Consider the following 21,460-nt stretch of genomic DNA (forward strand, 5'->3'; position numbering starts at 1 on the left):
GTCTAGATATATGTCGGCATGACAGCCTTAGAGGAATTAGGAGACGAGTTTCAATTCCTTATAGGTAGTCTAGATATATGTCGGCATGACAGCCTTAGAGGAATTAGGAGACGAGTTTCAATTCCTTATAGGTAGTCTAGATATCTAGAAGCTGATACGACTGTGTCTACAGTTTATACGATGTTTCAATTCCTTATAGGTAGTCTAGATATTTATAGTTACTCTGCAGTTTCCAGTTTGCCTATGCATAGTTTCAATTCCTTATAGGTAGTCTAGATATTACTAGAATTACAATCAATATCATAGCCTTTTTACAGTTTCAATTCCTTATAGGTAGTCTAGATATTCTGTATAGATAGTGCCTTCTCCATTGGCCCTTATGCGAGTTTCAATTCCTTATAGGTAGTCTAGATATACTTTGACGAAGCAATAGAAAGTGTAGACAATTACAGGTTTCAATTCCTTATAGGTAGTCTAGATATTAAAATCTTGAACATTTTTCTTTATATCCTCTGGACGGTTTCAATTCCTTATAGGTAGTCTAGATATTAAAACCATTCTTTATAACCATCATCTTTTATCCAGCGTTTCAATTCCTTATAGGTAGTCTAGATATCAAATCCTTGCATTTTAGATGGTTGTGAAGGTTGGAGTTTCAATTCCTTATAGGTAGTCTAGATATTTTGTATGACACAAACGACTATGCAACAGACGAAAAAAGTTTCAATTCCTTATAGGTAGTCTAGATATAAAAATATTAGCAACTTTATCTTTTGGTTCTTGTATAGTTTCAATTCCTTATAGGTAGTCTAGATATCAAAGAAGCAGCGAGTGTAACGGAAGGCTTATTTCAAGTTTCAATTCCTTATAGGTAGTCTAGATATACTAAACAAACTGGTACAATGCCTAATAGAGGAGCAAGTTTCAATTCCTTATAGGTAGTCTAGATATAGAAGCGTAATCCCGCCTATCTCAATTTAGAAGAAGCGTTTCAATTCCTTATAGGTAGTCTAGATATTAGATATTAATAATCAAAGATCAATTGAAATGGAATAGTTTCAATTCCTTATAGGTAGTCTAGATATTCTATCATTCTTGCTAATTGTATATCAGCCATATCAATGTTTCAATTCCTTATAGGTAGTCTAGATATTTTTTTTAGAACCTTGAAATTACAACGTTTGGTTGCGTTTCAATTCCTTATAGGTAGTCTAGATATACGATTTTATAAAAGACGATTTAATTAAAGAATTCCCGTTTCAATTCCTTATAGGTAGTCTAGATATAAATATTCTTCTAGGAACCATTCCTTACATTCTTCTTCGTTTCAATTCCTTATAGGTAGTCTAGATATTGGCAATAGATTTTATGTAGTGTGGCTAGATCCTCATCAGTTTCAATTCCTTATAGGTAGTCTAGATATTAGGGCAGGTGATTAAGGTGTTATTCTATAAAATATAGTTTCAATTCCTTATAGGTAGTCTAGATATTTTAATATCGACGCTCGTGTCCAAGCGGATTTTGTAGTGTTTCAATTCCTTATAGGTAGTCTAGATATTAGAAGCATCTAGTTGTAGGCTTAATATTCTGCTTCGTTTCAATTCCTTATAGGTAGTCTAGATATCACCAGCAGGACTAAAGATAAAGCCTACACTAGATTTGTTTCAATTCCTTATAGGTAGTCTAGATATGATGTCCACAAGGAACACATATCGACGTATGTATCGAGTTTCAATTCCTTATAGGTAGTCTAGATATTTGTGATGTTGACGTGGCTGATACTCTTGAAGCTTCACGTTTCAATTCCTTATAGGTAGTCTAGATATTATGTATCGATAAAGACGGCATATGGACTACAGGAAGTTTCAATTCCTTATAGGTAGTCTAGATATGGTTGTTAATTTGTTTAACCTCGATAGTGCCATCTTGAGTTTCAATTCCTTATAGGTAGTCTAGATATCCATTCAATACCTTGATATTACTACACTTCTTATATTCTGTCAAATTTTAAAATCATCTTCAAATAGTACTAAATATTAATATATTTCTACCAAACCCTGTTAATAACAGTATTTTTATAAAAAATAAATTGTCGTCGATCTCCAGTAGTTTTTACACTACTGAAGGTCGACGACAAATTTTCTTACTAATATCTATAGAAAATTATCTTCTCCACCTTTTTTAATACCCATTATTTCAACTGAGGAATACCTCGTTGTTCTAAATTGATATATTATAACTGAATCTTCTTCTAAATTAATTATACTGTTTAATTCAATTTTTAGTTTCTCCAAATTAGCAAGAGATATTTCACCTTCAAAAACAGAATTTTGTATCCAATATAAATATCTTCTACAAGTTTTTAAAACTTTCGCAACTCTTTTTTCTCCAATATCATACACGAGTATTACAAACAAAATATTTCACACCCTTTACCATCTTGAAATATATGGATCATATTCAGTTTCTCCAATAAAATGTTTCTGTAGTTTATAAAGTTCCATCCTTATTAATCTATTGTATGAAACATTTCTTCCAAGATCTCTATGCTTAATAGTCGCCTTCAGCTTTTTATCAAATTCATCAATAAAAACTTTCCTCCCACTTTCTTTTAATAATACTCCACCCATATCATCTTCAAAATGTTTAGTACTTATCATTTTTTTACTTACTATTTTAAATATAATTCTATCAATTATTATTGGTTTAAAAATCTCTGATACATCTAAATTCAACGTAAACCTCCTAAAATTAGTAGCATGAAGATATCCAATTCTAGGATCTAAATGTGTTTTATATATTTCTGATAAGATTAAAACATATATCAAAGAATTACCAAAACTTATAAGAGAATTAAGATGATTTTTTGGTGGTCTTCTAGACCTTTTTTCAAAAACAAAATCTTTATCATTTATTATTTCATCAAAACATTTATAATAAATATCCCTAATGTTTCCCTCTATGCCCATTAATTCATCTATATTTTGACATTTATCTATGTTATAACTAAGAATGGAAATTTGATTTTGTATATCATCTAAATCTTTTCCTCTATTTTTATAATATCTAACTACATTGATAATGTTTTTAGCACTTCCTTGAACAAATTTTCTCGCTAATAATAACCTCTTGCTTTCGTCTAAATAATGCTCAGCTTGTCTCAATATCATATAGCCAGAATTATAATGTTCTCTTGGATAATAACTTCCTACGTAATATCCATAATAATTAAAAAAATGTATAAGTATTTCTTTTTGAGATACATATTCAAGAAATTTTTTACTTACACTTACTTCTCCAAAAACATATATTTCTTTTATGTCCTCTATAGGCAAATATTTCTTCCCCTGAGAAGTTTCAAAATAAAAAGTATTGTCCTTTCTTTTCAATTCTCCATCATTAAAGATATAAATATTTTTCTTCATAACCTCACTCCCTTAAGACCAACAAAATTCTCTATAACCACATTTTGTGCAAAAACTTATTTTTTTTGGTTCTTGCGGACATTCAGCATAGCATATCCTTAATATCTCACTTTCTATCTTCTCTAATTTCCTTATTAATTCATCATTCAAATTTATTTCAATTCTTTTTCTTTCTTTTGGAAACATAAGCACCCCTGTTCCTTCTAAACCATGTCTCTTTAATTCTAATAAATAATATGATAATTGCATTTTAGCACTTTCTGCATATTTAGAAGTCTTCTTAACCTCTCCAACCATTAAATAACCATCTTTTTTGTTTAATACATCTACTTTCACATTTCCTATTGTTATTTCTTTTTTTTCTCTAGAATACGATTTTTCATGTATAAACTTTCCTACTTCTATATTTGAATCATCTTGATCTGGAACTATGTTATGTGACATTAACCAAACTTCCCTCTTGCAAACAAAATAATACCAAACAAGGGTTCCGTTTACATCTAAGTCCTCCATATATTTCACTCCCAAAATATTGTTTATGCCTATTAAAAAAACATTGTTTCATCATTATCTGGTATAAAACCATATTCAGTAGAATAATAATATTCAAGATTTTCTTTTGGAATTCTTCCATAAAATTTATCTCTCATAAAGGGGAATTTTTTTACATTTATATTGATTACATATAATAAAAATTGCTCCTTTATCTCAAGAAATTTATTCATTCGTTCAAATCTATCATCAATATTGAACAACCCTTCATACCTTTCCCATATCCGAACTGCTTTTTCATCTTTTTCAATGAAAACTGGCATAATATAAAGTTCATTGTTGTCAATTAATTTGAATTCATTGTTAATATCATTAAATTTGAATTCTAAAATATCTTCAAATATTTCATCTGAACATGTATCACTTTTGTCTTTATCTATTTCTTCAAAATAATCATTAGAATACTTGAAATAATCCTTCTCTGGTATCATCTCGTGACCTTTAAGTATCTTCTCTGTTTTGCTTATTAAAAATCTACCATAAACAATATTTGCAAATATATATTTTTCTCTTTTTAATTTATATATATATACCTCACCTAATTCTTTTCTATTGTTTCTATTACATCTCCCAGCACATTGAACTATACTATCCCAAGGCCCTATATCCCTTATAACCACATCATTATCAATATCAACTCCTGCTTCAACAACTTGAGTAGACACCAATATATACCTATCAAGTGTTTTTATTTTTTCTATTCTTTCTTTTCTATCTTCAGGAATTATAGATGCAGACAAAAATAAAATTTGTTTATTACTCTTTTCTTTTATTGTCTTATAAACTTCTTGAGCTGATTTTACTGTATTCAACACTATCATTGTTTTATCAGATTTATTAATTATAGGACAAATTTCTTCGACAAATTCATTTATTCCTATTTCATTAAGATTTATGTTCAATCTTGTCCTATCAAAAATATCAAAGTACTCCTTGGTATTTTCAATTAACTCTTTTCTATCTTTAAATATAAGTGGTTGAGTAGCCGTCATTAATATAAAATATATATTTAATGCCTTTGATAAAACATAAAAGCTTTCTCTGATTATCTTCCAATATTTATGTGGAATGTTCTGCACTTCATCAAGTATAATAATGGAATTAGCAAATTTGTTGAATTTCAAAAGTTCGCTATTCTTATTTGAAAAAATACATTGCAACACCTTCACAAATGTTGTAACTATAATCTTTGAATCCCATGTTTCAATTAAAAACTTGCTTTTTTCTATTTCAAAATAATTTTCTTCATTTTTATATTCAACTTTGGCCAAATAGTGATGCTTCAAGACTTCTGAAGTTTTATCTCCAAAAATATCCTTAAATATTTGATAAGTCTGATCTATTATACTAGTAAACGGAAAAGAATAAATTAAATTATAATATATACCTTCTTCCTTATATAATTTATCTCTCAATTTTAATGCAAAATTTAAGCTATTTAATGTTTTTCCCATACCTGTAGGTAAAGTTAAAGTATAAATCTTATCATCAAGATTTTCTATTTTATTCTCTATTCCTATTCTTGCTTCATTTCTTTTGTCATTTATAATACTTTTATGTTTAGGAAGATTATCCATATAAATATTGAATTTATTTATGCCTATACTTTTGTCTTTATCTATTCCATTGTCCATAATAAGAGAAAATTTATCACTATATATAAGTATTGAATATAAATATTTTATTTTAAAATACTCTTCCATATTTTTATTTAATTCATCTTCATAATAAAATACAGCTTCCATATCCTGAAATAAATTTATAAATACTTTTTTTATTTCTGTACAATTTATATTTGGTAATTTAAATCTATCAAGTATTACATTTACCTCTTGAAAATCTATAGATTTAAGTTGCTTATCTAAAACATCAATTGTATTTAGTACTTCAATTTGGTTCAATGATACTTCATCAAAAAAGTTATACAGGTTCCCATGATGCCTTTTTACTATTATAAACGCTTTTAAAGCTTTATCCATACCATATTTGTTTGCCAAAATACAATATGTCATAATCGCTGATAAAAAGCCATGATTTTTTATAAAACCATGGCTTTTTTCTTTTGTTATATATTGTTGAAAATATAGAGTAGATTTTCCTAAATCATGGCCAACCAATATGGAACTTAAAATTTCTTTATCCTCCAAAAATAATTTGTTCTGTTCAAATATCTCCATACCCCACTTATAAACTTTTTGTAGATGTTCAATCAAATAAATTTTAGGATGCGATAACAATTTATAGGAATACAATCTTCTCCCCACTTTCCAATTCATAGTATACAGAAATATCACATTTTATAGGCTTACCTGTTCTTTCATATAATACTGTAACAAATTCTGCTACTTCTCTTTTTGAATCCATTTCATTATAAACTGTATCCTTCAAATATTGTCTATTCCCCTGAATTTTTATCATAACGTCTTCATCAAAAGGAATAAATGTATCTATATCAACAATTTTACTGTTATTATTTATTCTCGTTACTTTAAATTCACCAACAAATCTATAATTTGCTAAAAACTCCGATAATCCTAAACAAATACTATATACATTTTTCTTTTCAAATAACATTTTTTTTAGCTTATCATATATAGATTTATCTTTATAAGTGACATATACTCTGAATTTACAATCTTTTAATACTTCAAGATTTACTTGAGTTCTATTCTTTATCTTGCTCATATCTATTGCTACCTTTGTATCTATATAATTGATTGGTATCCTAGTCTTCTTAATTGGATTAATAATCTTTACTGCTACTTTACATACCCTATCTTGAAAATATTTTAAATAATCATTTTTATCAAAACCTAAAATTGCTCCTAATAACCCATATATTGCTGTCTTTGGAGGAAAAGAATATGTTAAAGGTGAAGATGTGGTGAAATATTTTTTAAAATGTCCATAATCTCCCCATATATCAAAAACTAGTATTTTCATATCTCATCACCTAAATTAATATTTCTTCTGTTTTTATTTCAATTTCCCCTAATTTATCTATTATGTTAGTCTTCATATTCAATCTTCTATCCAGTTTAATCTCCAAATTATCTATTTTCTCTTTATTTATCTCTAAAATTTCTATTAATTCATCTACATTTAAAATAAAATCCTCAACATCTCTAATCTGTTCATCTTCTTTTTCTGATTCTATCTTAATAGATTTCAATAAATCTCCAATATGATAAAATTCTTCTTTGTAATTTACTTTGATTAATAATCTAGGAACTTGTCCCACTTTTGACCTTGAAATTAAATTTTGGGTTCCATTCCACATGGCATCAATAAGAAGATTTATATCATCTTCTGTAAGCTTAGTTTGTTCTGCAGCTTTTTCATTGATTATTCCATAAAACCCTATCAATGAATACGGTAGTATAAACTCTTCCCTAAAAGTCTTATTATCCTTATTTTCTCCAGATGCAAATGCTCCTGTTCCTTTTATTCTCTTTACTTCTACTTTATGCAAACTTCTACCCATATTGAACTGAACTGGTCCTGTAAAAGTTGCAGAATCTTTAGCTAATGGAATGGTAGCTCCAAATAATCTAACATCTATACATTCTTTCAATATGTTTTCTATTATCTCATTTTTCTTTTTCCCAAAATCTTTTGCACGTGTTTTTCCATCTTGAACTTTCCCTTTATCATCTCTAATTTCCCTTACAAAAATTTCTTTGCTTTTATATTCCTTTAGATAGTCCCTTATAGTCCTTTTAAGCCTTACATCTGTCACTATATTTATACCAGTTTCCTCATCAATCCTTGGTTTGTTTTGATCTATGGGGTCTCCATTAGGATTGTTGTCCTTAATATCATATAAAAATATCAATTCACTTCTATTCATTTACTTTTTCCTCCTTTTCAGTTTTCAATATAATATGTCTTTCTAAATTCATTCCTATTGCAAAATAAAAAGGTATATCAAGTTCAGAAATACTCCAATTTTCTCCTACTTCTATTAAATATCTAGAAGCTAAACCTTGTATATCCCTATAATAATCTCCATCATATTCTATAAACTTATTTTGTATTTCTGGCAACAATCTTCTTATATCTTTTTTGTTTAGCTTTAATCCTCTCAATCTACTAATAAATGGTTTTCTTTTCTCTTTAATATATTGTAGATTTAATAATTTCTGAGATAAAAATCCAATTAAAAATACTGCTTTTTTATCTGGAGTAGTGAAAAAATCCATATTCTCTTCAAATATACTATCAAACATTTCTTCCTTAGAATCATAGTCTTTTATATCCCATTTTAGCTTTTCCATTAAATCTATTTTCCCCCTTTCTTTAAATAAAACTCTTAATGTTCTTAAGTACATCAAAAACCCATAGGACTTTATAGTTTCAAAATAATAGTATTTCCCTTCATCTTCGTTGAACTTTTCAATAATATGATTACAAATATGTTGAATTAAAAATTTATAATCTATTTCTTTATTAGAAAGAATAATATCTACAGTTTCTAAAAAATATCTATTATACGTCTTCCTTGGAAATAACCTATTTAAATATGAAAAATCAACTTTAATTTTCTCGCTTTTTTCGTTAGTTTTTAATACTAAATTTACCTTTTCCATATCAGCATATATTTTCTTAAATCTAGAAGGTAAAATTTCTTGTACATCAAGTTTTATATTCAAAGCTGCATTATTAACTTCATAAAATAACATATCAAAAGTTGCATAATCCTCAATCTTTGAAAGTCTTTTGATAATCATTTCTTCGACATTTTGATATTTGCTGTCAATATTATCTACATTTATATTTGACAATGTCTTTAATATTTTCTCCAATTTCTTTCTATAAAGTAGTTTAGGAATCAAATAGAAATCTCTTCCTTGAAATTTAAAACTCAACTTTTCATCAAGATATCTCTTACCTAATTCAAGTTCGACTGCACATTCTTGACATACTGGGAAATTCCTCCATGAATCTAATTTATTAAATCCTCCAGATACATATCCGCGTTTATCTACAGTATAGAACTTGAAAATATTCGCATTTCCAAATACCTCATCTTTCATTTCTTTACATATAGAACAATGTTTATTTTTGCCTTTAGATATCTTTTTATCTATCAAATAATAATTTCTAATAGCTCCTTTTTTAACTTTGTCTTTAAATATTTCTAGATCCCCAACATATTTGTCATCATAAACTACGGTTAATATATAACCCTTCTTGCTATTCTCTATATTGGCATTAATATCATTTAGTATATATTCAGAATTAATTATAAGACAATTATATATTTTCTTAATATCATCTACTCCTTCATACTCTTCAAATCTAATAATTGTTTCTTTAAAACATTTTAGTATTTTTTTATTAAAAGTTTTTTTAGAAGTTGTTATTTTAGAAGTAGGAGTATAATCTGCCCCATTACTAGAACCTTTTTTATAAAGATATCTTGATACAAATTCTTTCTTGAATTCAGTCACATTTATGCCTGTGTACTTAAAATCTTTATCTACAGTAATTTCTAAAACTGTACTGTATACACCTGTCTTATTAGGATTTTCAACAAAAATATCTAACATATCACCTCCATTTTTCATAATAGTTTCTTTTTTCATTTTACCAAGTTCACAAACTGCACTTAATTCCATACATTCACCCCCCAACTTTATATAACTTCGACACAGCCAAATCCTTGACTGTTCTTGCTGCCTAATCCTGTTCCTATTCCCATTTGTAGCAAAGGAACTGGACCCTTCATGATAAATTTTCCTGAATATCCTTTTATAACGAAATCTTTATATTTCACTACAGAAAGTTTTGTTTTACTTATAGGCTCTATTTCAACGTCTTCTTCAGGAGCATCTTTCAAATAATAAGCCTTGTATTTATTCTTTAAATTACTACTTACTATTTCCGAAAATTTCCCTTCCTGAGGATTAAAATAATAAGTGAACTTCTTCCCATCTTTTCTATATAATGTGCTATATGTCACTATTGGAGATAAAGTCTTGATCTTTATTTGATTGTTTTCAATGTTTTCTTGTTTAACTGCTAATTCCTTTACTCTTAAGGTATTGTTCCCTAATTTGATTGTTTGACTTGATAATAAATTGTTTCCTATGGAATTACTAAATTCATTATAATAAGAAGATATTGTAAGTTTAATAGGCCCATAAAATATAATTTTTCCTTCTTCTTTATCTAAATAAAACTTGCCCATCAGTCTAGAAAATGTAAACATTTTATATGTTCTGTTCTCTTTTTGGAATCCTTCCTCGTGCAGAAAAGTGGATATTTCTTCTTCTAATTGATTATATAGCATAGCTTGAATAATATGGTTATATTGAATTGATAGTATGGTTTCATTTCCTTTTACCGGTTCTAAAATCAAAGTTTCCTTCATTATTTTACACCTCTTAACCTATCATTTGTTTTTTCCTATACTACTTCTACATATTTCTTTAAATCCCTCTTTTTTTCTAATATTTTCTCAATATTTTAAATTTCTCTTCTAGTTGGCAGAATATTATTTACATTCCTTTCCATATAATATAAACTATTCTTAAGTACATAATAAACATGCGAGGTGATATTTTGGATAAATTCAACGATACTTTAGACAAATATGCTAATCTTTGTGTCAAGGTAGGTATCAACATACAGAAGGGTCAACCTTTAGTTGTTAATGCTCCTGTTGAAGGGGCTGATTTTGTAAGACTTGTGGCAAAACATGCTTATGCTGCAGGCGCGAAGGAAGTTCATGTTAATTGGAATGATGGAGATTTAACCAAGATGAAATACGAAAATGCTCCTATGGAGGTTTTTGAGAACTTTCCAAAATGGTATGCAGATGGGCTAGAGGAATATGCTGAAGATGGAGCAGGTTTTCTTTCTATTTCAGCTCAGGACCCACAATTGTTAAAGGATGCGGATCCTAAGAAGATTGCTGCAAACAACAAGGCTTCTTCAATGGCTTTAAAAGAATTCAGGAGATACACCATGAATGATTTAAATGCATGGTGTATTATGTCTATTCCTACCAAGGATTGGGCAAAAAGAGTATTCCCAGATGTTTCAGAAGATGAAGCAATGAAGAAGCTATGGGATGCCATATTTAAGGCTACACGTATGTATGAAAATAATCCAGTTAAGGCTTGGAAAGATCATCTAACCAATTTAGAAGAAAAAGTAAACTACCTAAATGAAAAAAATTTTAAAAAGTTGTATTATAAGTCGTCAAATGGTACTGATTTAGAAATAGAATTACCAGAAGGACATATCTGGGCTGGTGGTGGAGGCAAAAATGAGAAAGATGTATATTTTGTTGCCAACATGCCAACAGAGGAAGTCTTTACTATGCCTCATAAGACTGGAGTTAATGGAGTTGTCTATAGTACAAAACCATTGAATTACGGTGGCAATCTAATTGATAACTTTAAATTAACTTTTAAAGATGGAAAAGTTGTAGATTTTGAAGCAAAAAAAGGTTACGAAGTATTAAAAGATCTATTAGCCTTAGATGAAGGTGCAAAAAGATTAGGAGAAGTCGCATTGGTTCCTTATGATTCTCCAATTTCCAAAGCTAATATAGTATTCTATAACACATTGTTTGACGAAAATGCATCATGTCACTTTGCTCTTGGTAAGGCTTATCCTACCAATATAAAAGGTGGCGCAGATATGAATGAAGAACAATTGGATAAAGCAGGAGTCAATGATTCTCTGACTCATGTGGATTTCATGGTAGGATCCAAGGATTTAAACATAATTGGAAAAACCAAAGATGGCAAAAAAGTTCAAATATTTAAAGATGGCAACTGGGCATTTTAATCAAAATAGAAACAACTTTAACTAACTAATAAAAAACCCTTTTCATTGTTTTGAACTAAGAAACAACAAAAGGGTTTTTTTATTATATGAGATTTTATATACAAATACATAATTATTTTTTATACAATACTAATATCTCTTATTATTTATGTGTGATTTTCTCTAGTTCAGTTTAAGCAATAACTTCTTCAGCTATGCCATTTTTCTCTTCGTCTTCTATGACTAAGCTGTTTAACTTTCTATCTAATGACCAAAGAATAACACTTGCTGCAATAGAAATAGCTGCGATTACAAAATATACACTTGCGAAATCAAACTTTAATGTGAATTCATATACCCATCCATAAGATTTTCCTGCAAAGAAAACAACAAGTACCCAAACACTCATCATTGTTGATAATAATCTAGGAGGAGCAAATTTACTGATAAACGAATTTCCAAGTGGTGAGAATACCATTTCACCAAGAGATAAAACAACACCAAATGCAAAGATCCAAACAAGTGATGCAAGGTTTTCACCTCTTATGATATCCGCCATTGCAAAAATTACGTAAGATACTCCTAATAGCGACATACCTAAAGCAGTTTTCTTAAACATACTTAAGTCTCCCTGAGGTCTACTAGCTAGTTTTGTCCACAATTTACCAAGGATTGGTCCTAATGTGATACATGATAATGCATTTAATGAATCGAACCAAGCTGTTGGAACTTCAAAGTTGCCTATTGTCCAATCAGCAAATCCATTTACTCCACCCCAGTAATAGTATACAGGCATATATGCCAAATACCAAAATACCCAGAAAATTATGGAAAAGAAAGATACTAATATAATAGCAGCAACTCTTTTCTTTTCTATAGTTGTTAAAGGTTTCTTTTCCTCTTGTTTACTCTCTGCTATTTCTTTCTTTTCATCAATTTTGAATGGCTTCTTACCTGCTTCGCCTAAGAATCTCCATCCGAAAATAAACCAAATAGCATCAATGAACATCATAATTGCGCAAATTAAGAAACAAAAAGCATATCCTTGAGTTCCTACAAGTAAACCAATAATTGTTGTACCGATGAAAGAACCAATGTTGACGAAAGAATACTGAATTGAGAATGAACTATCTAATTCTCTTGGATCATCAAAAAGTCTACCTGTAATAGCGTTTGTCTGACATTTAAATAAACCTGTTCCAATAGAAACTAATATAATCATTAAATTAACCATAGTAGCACTTGTAGCCTGCCATCCTACTAGATAACCAGCTCCCATAAAAACCATTCCGATTGGGACAAGATATCTAGCACCTACAATACGATCAGAAATATATCCCCCAATTAATGGTGCAAGATAAGTAAACGCAACTAAGTTTGCAGACATCTTTGCTCCATCTGCAGCTGAAAGGCCAAGTCCTCCATTCACTACACTATCAACTACAAATACTGCAAGTAACCATTTTGCTGAGTAAAATGCAAATCTTTCCAATGTAAAAGCAAGTGAGCATACATAAAACCCAAATGGTCTTCTTCCTGTGTTTTCCATTTTCATTCCTCCTTTGAAAAATTTAGATACGCAAGTGTGTATTTTGTGTATTTTAAAAACCATATACATTCATATTAGTTAATAAAGAATGCAATGGTTTCAAATACCGCAAGTAATAGTTATTAATATAATTCCTTCTCCAGCTTATTTGTTAAAAAAATAACTTATCATCTTCCTACACTCGTTCCAGCCTTAATATAATAGCACAAAATTATCATTTATACAAGATAAAATAGAAAAGTTTTTAATTGAAATCTTTTGTTCTTTTAAGTGCTGCATACAGTATTACAGAAGAAACTGCTCCCAATAAACCTTGAGCTATATTGCCCGGTATAGATGCTATTGCTCCTTGACCATACATAAACATTTCTGGTATAAAATACCCAAAGGCCATAAATATTCCACCTATTGTTGTAGCTATTATTGGCTTTTGTTTCCCTATTTTTGTTTCCAATATACTCCCCGCTATAAATCCTTCTAATCCTTTAACTACAAGTGTAATAGGTACATAATGAGTATACCCTAATAATAAATCTGCCATCGCAGAACCAACTCCACCTACTATTAATCCGCCTTTTCTACCCATAATAAGGGCAGCTATAAATACAACCATATCACCTAAGTTTAAATACCCATTAGTCCCAATTGTTGGTATATGAATTACCATGGTCATTACCGTTGTTAATGCTATAAGTACTGCATATCTTATCAATGTTGTTAAGTTTGAATTCTTCATTTAAAATGCCTCCTTTATTAATCAATATATGTATGGATACAATTATAAGTTCTATATTAATTGTATCCATTTATAGAGTAACACTTCCATGACGCTTTTTCAATATTTATTATTTTTTTTTAAAAAAATAATCCAGGCTAAAATCTCTAAGAGACCTTAATCTGGATTATTTTTTCCATTTAAAATATTCCCTTTTTATTTAAGAATTCTTTATAATCCATATCCACTTTCAATATATGGTTCTCTATCCAATTTGCGATAAATACGATTAAATCCATCCCAACTTTTTGCTGCTTCTCATCTGCACTTTCTTCATCTATAGATTCAACCTTAGATATAAATGAATCATGATGTCTTTTATGTTGATCAAATTTAGGATATCCATTTTCTCTTATAAGCTTTTCCTCATATTCAAAATGATATACTGCGTAATCTCTCATCTTATGTAAAGCTAAAATCAATTCATCATATCTATCTATGCCATCTTTTATGGATACAATATCATAAAGGGAATTACCAATTCTAAATAATTCTTTATGTTGTTCATCAATGCTTTTGACATTTACACTAAAATCTTCTTTCCATTTGAACATATCCAATCTCCTCTTTATTTAGTTATTTTATCCTCTATTTAATATTATTTTATACTATAGTTATACTATTTGAAAGGATAAATAAATTATATTGATATTAAATAATAGTTTATTTATAATTATTATAGGGTAGATATATGTAAAAATTTTAATCTTTAGTCCAATATTCTAAATGTTAGGAGGGGTTGTAATGGAAGAAAGGTATGTTCCTGAAATAAAATCACAATTACGATCTAGAATAATAGAAGTTCCGAAAGTTATATACAAAGCGACTGGAATAAAAATATTAGGTACCAGAATTAAATCCCTGTTATTTTCAACTGATGTAGCAATTATTAAAAATACAAACGCTAATTCCATTATTGCTGTATATCCCTTTACTCCTCAATTATCAATTACCCAAGCTATATTAGAGGTAGCTCCTATCCCTGTATTTGCAGGAGTAGGCGGAGGACTAACCACGGGAACAAGGTCTGTAAATATTGCACTCCAAGCTGAATTAATGGGCGCCTATGGTGTAGTAGTAAATGCTCCGACCTCTAATGATGTAATTAATGAAATATATAATACAATCGATATACCTATAATTGCCACAGTAGCAACTGATAAAGATGATTATAAAGGGAAATTAGATGCAGGTGCTAGGATTTTGAATATATCTGGAGGTTCCAAGACTGCAGATATAGTAAAAAAAATTAGACATGAATACGGAAAAGAACTGCCTATAATCGCTACTGGCGGTCCAACGGATGAAAGCATCCTTAAAACCATTGAGTCGGGAGCTAATGCTATTACTTATACGCCACCTTGTACTGCTGATATATTTGCCAATGTTATGGATAAATATAGGGAAAAAAAGGATTAAAAAAGCCCATTACGGGCTTTTTTAATCTTCATATACATGTTTTCCGCGTTTCAACTTCCTTTCCTCTATATATTTTGTTTGAAAAAATTCTTTAGTAAGTTTAATAACAACTCCACCTAATCCTAATAATCCTATTAAGTTTGGTATCGCCATTAAACCATTTAATGTATCTGCTAAAGCCCATAAAAATTCAAGCCCACCAATTGCTCCAACAAATACGAATGGTATAAAGATAATTCTATAGATTTTTATAGATTTAGGTCCAGCTATATATTCAATACATCTTTCACCGTAATATTCCCAACCAAGAATAGTTGAAAATGCAAATAATGTTAACCCTATAGTAACTATATATCTACCACCAGAAACTGCTGAATCAAACGCTGAAGTAGTAAGTTCTGCTCCCGACACACCGGTGTTCCATAAACCAGACATTACAATTGTAAGAGCAGTCAATGTACAAATGCATATTGTATCCACGAAAACTTCAAATACTCCCCATAGACCTTGACGAACTGGGTGGTCTGTAGTTGCTGCAGCATGAGCTATAGGTGCACTACCTAGACCAGCTTCATTTGTAAATACTCCACGAGCAACTCCATATCTTATAGCCATTGTTACTGTAGCTCCAGTAAATCCTCCTGCTGCTGCTGTACCTGTAAAGGCATTTTCGAAGATTAGCTTAAATGCAGCAGGTATTGCAGTAGCATTTGAAAGTATTATATATAAAGCACCAAGAATATAAAAAGCTGCCATAAAAGGTACCATTTTTTCAGTTATAGCTCCTATTCTTTTAATTCCTCCTATAGTAACCAACCCTGCTAATATTGCTAATACTATTCCAGTAATTATTGGATTTATATTAAAAGTCGTATTTAATGATTCCGCTACTGAATTTGATTGAACCATATTTCCTATACCAAAAGCTGCTAATGCTCCAAATATTGCAAAAATTGTCGCTAACCAATTCCAGCCTAAACCATTCTTAATATAATACATTGGACCTCCATTAAAACGTCCATCTTCCGTCTTTTCTCTGTATTTGATTGATAGTACAACTTCTGAAAATTTAGTGGTCATTCCAAATAGTGCCGCTATCCACATCCAAAATACTGCTCCAGGTCCTCCTGTCGCAATGGCAGTTGCAACACCTGCTATATTACCAGTACCTACTGTAGCTGCAAGAGCAGTAGATACAGCCTGAAAAGCACTTATCTCTCCTTCTCCATCATTATCTTTGGAAAACATTTTCATCAATGTGCTATTTAATATATAGCCTAGTTTTCGGATTGAAAAGAAACCTGTTCTTACTGTAAAATAAACCCCTACGCCTACAAGTAAAATCAGCATAGGTGGTCCCCATACAAAATCATTAACAATAGAATTAATTTCCATTAAAAAGTCCATATTATACCTCCCTTTTATTTATCGTTTACAAGTATATAATATAGACTTCAATAAACTACAAAAACCTAACTCAATTTTCTGAATTATTTTAATCGTTAATGTTTTCACAATAATATATCAACCCTGCTAAAAATCCTTTGCTGTTTACAGATCCTCCTTTTTTTTCTTTACCGCGTATAAATTCCATTTCCTTCCGTACTTGCTCAAAGTTAAATAGAGTATTGGAATACTTAGTAAAAACATCATTCATATAGTCTTCAAGCCCTAAATTTGCAATATTAGACATAGCTATACTAATAGCCCTCCTAATCCTTTGTTCCATTGATTTAGGACTATCTGTAAAGTTCTCGCATAATTCTCGAATAGTAACATTGTTTAAATTTATGTTATTTCTTATAGCATATTTAGCTAGATCTATAATATTTTCGCTCCCTCTTTCACCTATAATTCCCAGTTCCGTCAATACATTGTTGATACACTTTTCACAAGTATTTTCGAATCTTATTGTTTCCTTTTCCGAGTAATTATTGAATATTTTCTGCATCTTTGAGATACTTCTGTTTATTTCAATGCGATCTATTACCTTCTTAATTATTGTTTCGACTTCTATTGCATTTATTGGTTTATATATATAATATTCAACACCATATTTATAAGCTTTTTCTACCATTTTCTTTGAAGATACTTGAGATATCATTATAAACTCGATAGTAGGTAATTGTTTCTTTAATTCCTTTATAACCTTCAACCCATCCATTTCTGGCATCAACAAATCAATTAGAACTATATCTGGAATATTAGCTTTAATTTTCTCCATTCCCCTTTTCCCATCAAGTGCTTCTCCTACCACTGTCCCTAACATCTTATCTTCAATTATCTTCTTCAGTATACGTACCACATTTAGATCATCGTCTACAATAAAAAATCTCATTTAATCATCACTTTCCAATTCTTTAACTGGTATACATATCGTAAAAGTACTTCCAAATCCCAATTGTGATTCAACTTCTATTCCTCCTTTTAGGCTTTCTTCAAGAATATTTTTTACAATGCTAAGTCCTAATCCTCTATTTATCTGTCCTATGCTATAATCAATTTTAGTGGAATATCCATGAGAAAATATATGGGGTAAATCTTTCTTACTGATTCCGCACCCATCATCTGAAATAATAAATATATGCTGATGAGTTTTTACAAAATGAGATATGTTAATATTCCCGTCAGATTCGATTGAATCTATTGCATTCATTATGATATTTCTTAATATTGATATAATATAATAGTGTTTTTTCGTATAAAAATTTTCGCCAATATCAAATTTTATAGAAATATTTTTATTTTGATTTTTTATTTCTCTTTGTAAGCTTTTATTTAATATGGTTATCATCTCGTCAAGGTACATACCTACATGATCCAGTCTATCCTCCATTATCTCTTCTATACCTGCTACAACTAATCCATACTCTTTTTTTATCTCATGAATATCTTTAGCAATCTCTAATGCTTGTTTAGCCCAAGCATCCCTATTTTTGTATTCTTCAATATCGTTAAAGAGTTTATAAGCATTAGACATTACTATTTCAATATAGCTCATGTTTTTCTCCATTAAATATGTTTCTGATTTCAACTGTGAAATCAATTGTAAAAGGTTTCTATATCTTTTATCGTGCTCTTCTCTTACTATCAACAACTTATTATATCTATAAGCAAAAATTATCAGCCACACCAATCCAGCTCTTATAATCGCTACTAAAGCAAAGGTATTGATTATATCGAAGCCTGTTGCAAATAAATCATTTCCTACTCTAATATACATTTCCACTATATTTGATAATAAATCCCCTATAAAGCAGATGAAAATCATACTATTTTGAGTAATTGGCTCAAAATTTTTCTTTACTATATATAGTATAAACCCATAAATCATATAAAAACCGTATTCTGGTAAGGAATATAAAAAAGTCTCTACCAATATTCCCTGAAAAGCTTGGGATAATATTCCCCTAATCAATACCAAGGAAATTCCAGAAGTTATCCCAAATGTTATAGGATTAAACTCATCATTCATAAATACTAATATAGGAAATACAACTGCGGCAAAAGAAAACTTAAAGTTTTCTACATAAAAATCAATATATAAAATAGAAAATAACCCTACTATTAAAGAAGCAATTAAAAGCTCCTTTTGTTTTTTCATCTAATCACCTAATTTCACGATTTAAACCACATTATCAGTATCCTCACTGATATCTTTTCTTAAGAATTTCCATTTCGTCTCAGTAGTTAAAACTGCTATTAATATTGAAATACATCCTACTAAAAATCTAATTGTAAGTACTTCTTTTAAAAATATTATTGAAAACAATCCCCCAAATACTGACTCAAAGCTTAGTATTATTGCAGCATGAGTGGATGTAGTGTATTTCTGAGCTACATTTTGAATTAAAAATGCTGTTAAAGTACTAAATACTGCAAGGTATAACACAGAAAATAAAGATTGGTTGTTTAGTCCTGCACCTCCAGGCTCAAATAATAGTGCAAACATAGTCGAAAGAATTCCTGCAACTAAAATTTGAATAACTGAAAGTATTATTGGATCGTGTTCATTTGAAAAATATCCAATGGAGGCAATGTGAAGTGCAAAAAAAATGGCACAAATGAAAGTCAAAAATTCACCATATCCAAAATCTAAATTATCGTCCAAGCTCAAGATTCCAACACCTATAATACATAAAAAAACAGCAACTATTTCATACATATCTGGTTTTTTTTTGCTAATTGCCCAATATATAAATGGTACCATAACTACGTTTGTAGCAGTAATGAAGGCTTGTTTCCCTGCAGTTGTGTAATTTAATCCTACAGTTTGTGTTGCAAATGCAATAAATAAAAAAGTACCTATTATTGCTCCTGCCTTCCAATCTTCTCTTGTTGATTTTTTCAATTTTTTAAAAAATACTATTCCCATCAATATAAAGGCAATCATAAATCTATAAGTCATAAGAAAATAAGGAGTTATATGGTCTAATGAATTCTTTGTAACTACAAATCCACTTCCCCATATCATTGCAACTAATAATAATGATACATCAGCATATAAACTTCCCTTAACCTTCATATGGCCACCTCAATTCTAAATATATTTTATCAATTTTCAAATATTAACGCAATAAACTGTAACCTTTTTACAATTGGAGAATACAATAATATTACGACTACAACTAGGGTGATAGTATGTATAAAAAATTAATTCATGGTGTAAACACTTTAGTCCCCATAGAAAATAATACCAAAGTCCCATATATTAATTTTGACAATGCCGCCACTACTCCACCTTTATCTTCTGTAATCAATGGGATCAACAATTTTGCTCCTTTCTATTCTTCTATACATAGAGGTACAGGCTATAAATCCATTATATCTTCTTTATTCTATGACCAATCTAGAGATAAAGTATTAAATTTTGTAAAGGCTAATCCAGATTTTCATACAGTAATCTTTGTGAAAAATACTACTGAAGCTATTAACAAGCTTTCATATAGACTTAAAGATCAAATAAAGGATGGGATTGTTCTATCAACCTATATGGAACACCATTCTAATGACTTGCCCTGGAGATATAAATACAACGTAGACTATGTTGATGTGGATGAAAATGGCAGGCTATCTCTAGATCATCTAGAGTATCTTTTCAAAAAATATAAGGGAAAAGTAAAATTATTAGCTATAACTGGTGCTTCTAATGTAACAGGTTATATCAATCCAATACATAAGATCGCCAAAATGGCTCATAAACATGGTAGTAAAATATTAGTCGATGGTGCCCAATTAGTTCCACACCATCCAGTCGATATGAAAACATTAGAAGACCCTGCCCATATTGACTTCCTTGCGTTTTCGTCTCATAAGATGTATGCACCTTTTGGAATAGGAATATTAATAGCTCCTAAAGATATATTTAAAAATGGCTTCTCCGAACATATAGGTGGAGGTACAGTAGATTTAGTAACCCACAAGGAAGTTATTTGGGCTCCCCCTCCCGAAAAAGAAGAGGCAGGGACTCCTAATCTTTTTGGAGTAGTGGCTTTAATTGAAAGCATTAAAACTTTAAAAAAATTAGATATGGGAAAAATTGCAGATTACGAAAGAAGTTTAACTAAATACACTCTCGAAAAACTGAAGACTGTTCCTAATATAATAATTTATGATGATGAAGATGTGAAGAACAAGGTATCTATTATATCCTTTAATATTGATGGACTATATCATGGAACTGTTGCAACTGCTCTTTCACTAGAAGGAGGTATTGGTGTAAGAAACGGTTGCTTCTGTGCACAGCCATACATTCAAAAATTGCTTAATGTACCAAGTGAACATATAGAAGAATATAAGAAAGATAAAAACATACCACGACCAGGTACTGTTAGATTAAGCTATGGAATGTATAATGATTATAAGGAAATAAATATACTAATTGAATTACTAAAGCAAATTAGTAACAATATTGATTATTACCATAGTAAGTATAAAAATCCTCCTTCCTACTAAGAA

18 protein-coding genes and 1 CRISPR repeat array are annotated in these 21,460 nt (G+C 29.7%); of the genes, 3 read left to right on the plus strand and 15 right to left on the minus strand.

Features of this window, described 5'->3' with window-relative positions:
* The first annotated feature begins 47 nt into the window (after positions 1–47).
* A CRISPR array of direct repeats spans positions 48–1,960; the repeat unit is 30 nt; unit sequence GTTTCAATTCCTTATAGGTAGTCTAGATAT.
* 193 nt (positions 1,961–2,153) lie between these two features.
* Genes cas2 through cas6 form a run of 8 tightly spaced genes read right to left on the minus strand, consistent with a single transcriptional unit; the run spans position 2,154 to position 10,353 of the window.
* Complete coding sequence (cas2, locus tag K8M07_RS11095) at positions 2,154–2,417, minus strand: CRISPR-associated endonuclease Cas2 (protein WP_223378875.1); 264 nt, start codon at positions 2,415–2,417, stop codon at positions 2,154–2,156.
* Between the two features lie 15 nt (positions 2,418–2,432).
* Positions 2,433–3,425, minus strand: a complete 993-nt coding sequence (gene cas1b, locus K8M07_RS11100) for a type I-B CRISPR-associated endonuclease Cas1b (protein WP_223378877.1) — start codon at positions 3,423–3,425, stop codon at positions 2,433–2,435.
* Positions 3,426–3,437: 12 nt separating this feature from the next.
* Positions 3,438–3,938 carry a CRISPR-associated protein Cas4 gene (cas4, locus tag K8M07_RS11105; RefSeq protein WP_223378879.1) on the minus strand — a complete coding sequence of 167 codons (501 nt, stop codon included), beginning with the start codon at positions 3,936–3,938 and terminating at the stop codon, positions 3,438–3,440.
* Positions 3,939–3,970: 32 nt separating this feature from the next.
* Complete coding sequence (gene cas3, locus K8M07_RS11110; protein WP_223378881.1) at positions 3,971–6,229, minus strand: CRISPR-associated helicase Cas3'; 2,259 nt, start codon at positions 6,227–6,229, stop codon at positions 3,971–3,973.
* Positions 6,216–6,920, minus strand: a complete 705-nt coding sequence (cas5b, locus tag K8M07_RS11115) for a type I-B CRISPR-associated protein Cas5b (protein ID WP_223378883.1) — start codon at positions 6,918–6,920, stop codon at positions 6,216–6,218. Before cas5b ends, cas3 begins: the two co-directional genes overlap by 14 nt.
* Positions 6,921–6,930: 10 nt before the next feature.
* Positions 6,931–7,827, minus strand: coding sequence for a type I-B CRISPR-associated protein Cas7/Csh2 (cas7b, locus tag K8M07_RS11120; protein ID WP_223378885.1), 897 nt, complete (start codon positions 7,825–7,827; stop codon positions 6,931–6,933).
* Positions 7,820–9,598 carry a TIGR02556 family CRISPR-associated protein gene (locus K8M07_RS11125; protein ID WP_223378887.1) on the minus strand — a complete coding sequence of 593 codons (1,779 nt, stop codon included), beginning with the start codon at positions 9,596–9,598 and terminating at the stop codon, positions 7,820–7,822. Before K8M07_RS11125 ends, cas7b begins: the two co-directional genes overlap by 8 nt.
* Positions 9,599–9,615: 17 nt before the next feature.
* Positions 9,616–10,353 carry a CRISPR-associated endoribonuclease Cas6 gene (gene cas6 / locus K8M07_RS11130; protein ID WP_223378889.1) on the minus strand — a complete coding sequence of 246 codons (738 nt, stop codon included), beginning with the start codon at positions 10,351–10,353 and terminating at the stop codon, positions 9,616–9,618.
* 191 nt (positions 10,354–10,544) lie between these two features.
* Here cas6 and K8M07_RS11135 point away from each other — a divergent pair, with 191 nt between their 5' ends.
* Positions 10,545–11,780, plus strand: a complete 1,236-nt coding sequence (locus K8M07_RS11135) for an aminopeptidase (protein ID WP_223378891.1) — start codon at positions 10,545–10,547, stop codon at positions 11,778–11,780.
* Between the two features lie 172 nt (positions 11,781–11,952).
* On the opposite strand, the gene K8M07_RS11140 is transcribed toward K8M07_RS11135, so the two are convergent.
* From K8M07_RS11140 to K8M07_RS11150, 3 genes are all read right to left on the minus strand, one after another.
* Positions 11,953–13,308: a peptide MFS transporter gene (locus tag K8M07_RS11140; RefSeq protein ID WP_223378893.1), complete on the minus strand. Its 1,356-nt coding sequence runs from the start codon at positions 13,306–13,308 to the stop codon at positions 11,953–11,955.
* Between the two features lie 244 nt (positions 13,309–13,552).
* Positions 13,553–14,044 carry an ECF transporter S component gene (locus K8M07_RS11145; RefSeq protein WP_223378895.1) on the minus strand — a complete coding sequence of 164 codons (492 nt, stop codon included), beginning with the start codon at positions 14,042–14,044 and terminating at the stop codon, positions 13,553–13,555.
* Between the two features lie 179 nt (positions 14,045–14,223).
* Complete coding sequence (locus tag K8M07_RS11150; RefSeq protein WP_223378897.1) at positions 14,224–14,637, minus strand: bacteriohemerythrin; 414 nt, start codon at positions 14,635–14,637, stop codon at positions 14,224–14,226.
* Between the two features lie 190 nt (positions 14,638–14,827).
* Between K8M07_RS11150 and K8M07_RS11155 the strand changes: the two genes are divergently transcribed.
* Positions 14,828–15,502: a hydrolase gene (locus K8M07_RS11155; protein ID WP_223378899.1), complete on the plus strand. Its 675-nt coding sequence runs from the start codon at positions 14,828–14,830 to the stop codon at positions 15,500–15,502.
* Positions 15,503–15,523: 21 nt separating this feature from the next.
* On the opposite strand, the gene K8M07_RS11160 is transcribed toward K8M07_RS11155, so the two are convergent.
* The 4 genes from K8M07_RS11160 to K8M07_RS11175 form a co-directional block, all read right to left on the minus strand.
* Positions 15,524–16,909, minus strand: coding sequence for an alanine/glycine:cation symporter family protein (locus K8M07_RS11160; protein WP_223378901.1), 1,386 nt, complete (start codon positions 16,907–16,909; stop codon positions 15,524–15,526).
* 88 nt (positions 16,910–16,997) lie between these two features.
* Positions 16,998–17,840, minus strand: a complete 843-nt coding sequence (locus K8M07_RS11165) for a DNA-binding domain-containing protein (protein ID WP_223378903.1) — start codon at positions 17,838–17,840, stop codon at positions 16,998–17,000.
* On the minus strand, positions 17,841–19,106 hold the full coding sequence (locus K8M07_RS11170; RefSeq protein WP_223378905.1) for a sensor histidine kinase: 1,266 nt from the start codon (positions 19,104–19,106) through the stop codon (positions 17,841–17,843).
* Between the two features lie 21 nt (positions 19,107–19,127).
* On the minus strand, positions 19,128–20,027 hold the full coding sequence (locus K8M07_RS11175) for a DMT family transporter (RefSeq protein WP_223378907.1): 900 nt from the start codon (positions 20,025–20,027) through the stop codon (positions 19,128–19,130).
* Positions 20,028–20,143: 116 nt separating this feature from the next.
* On the opposite strand from K8M07_RS11175, the gene K8M07_RS11180 reads away from it, so the two are divergent.
* Positions 20,144–21,457 carry an aminotransferase class V-fold PLP-dependent enzyme gene (locus tag K8M07_RS11180; RefSeq protein WP_223378909.1) on the plus strand — a complete coding sequence of 438 codons (1,314 nt, stop codon included), beginning with the start codon at positions 20,144–20,146 and terminating at the stop codon, positions 21,455–21,457.
* The last annotated feature ends 3 nt before the right edge of the window (positions 21,458–21,460 follow it).

This window comes from Schnuerera sp. xch1, from assembly GCF_019931165.1.
Lineage (GTDB): Bacteria > Bacillota > Clostridia > Tissierellales > Tepidimicrobiaceae > JAIOUP01.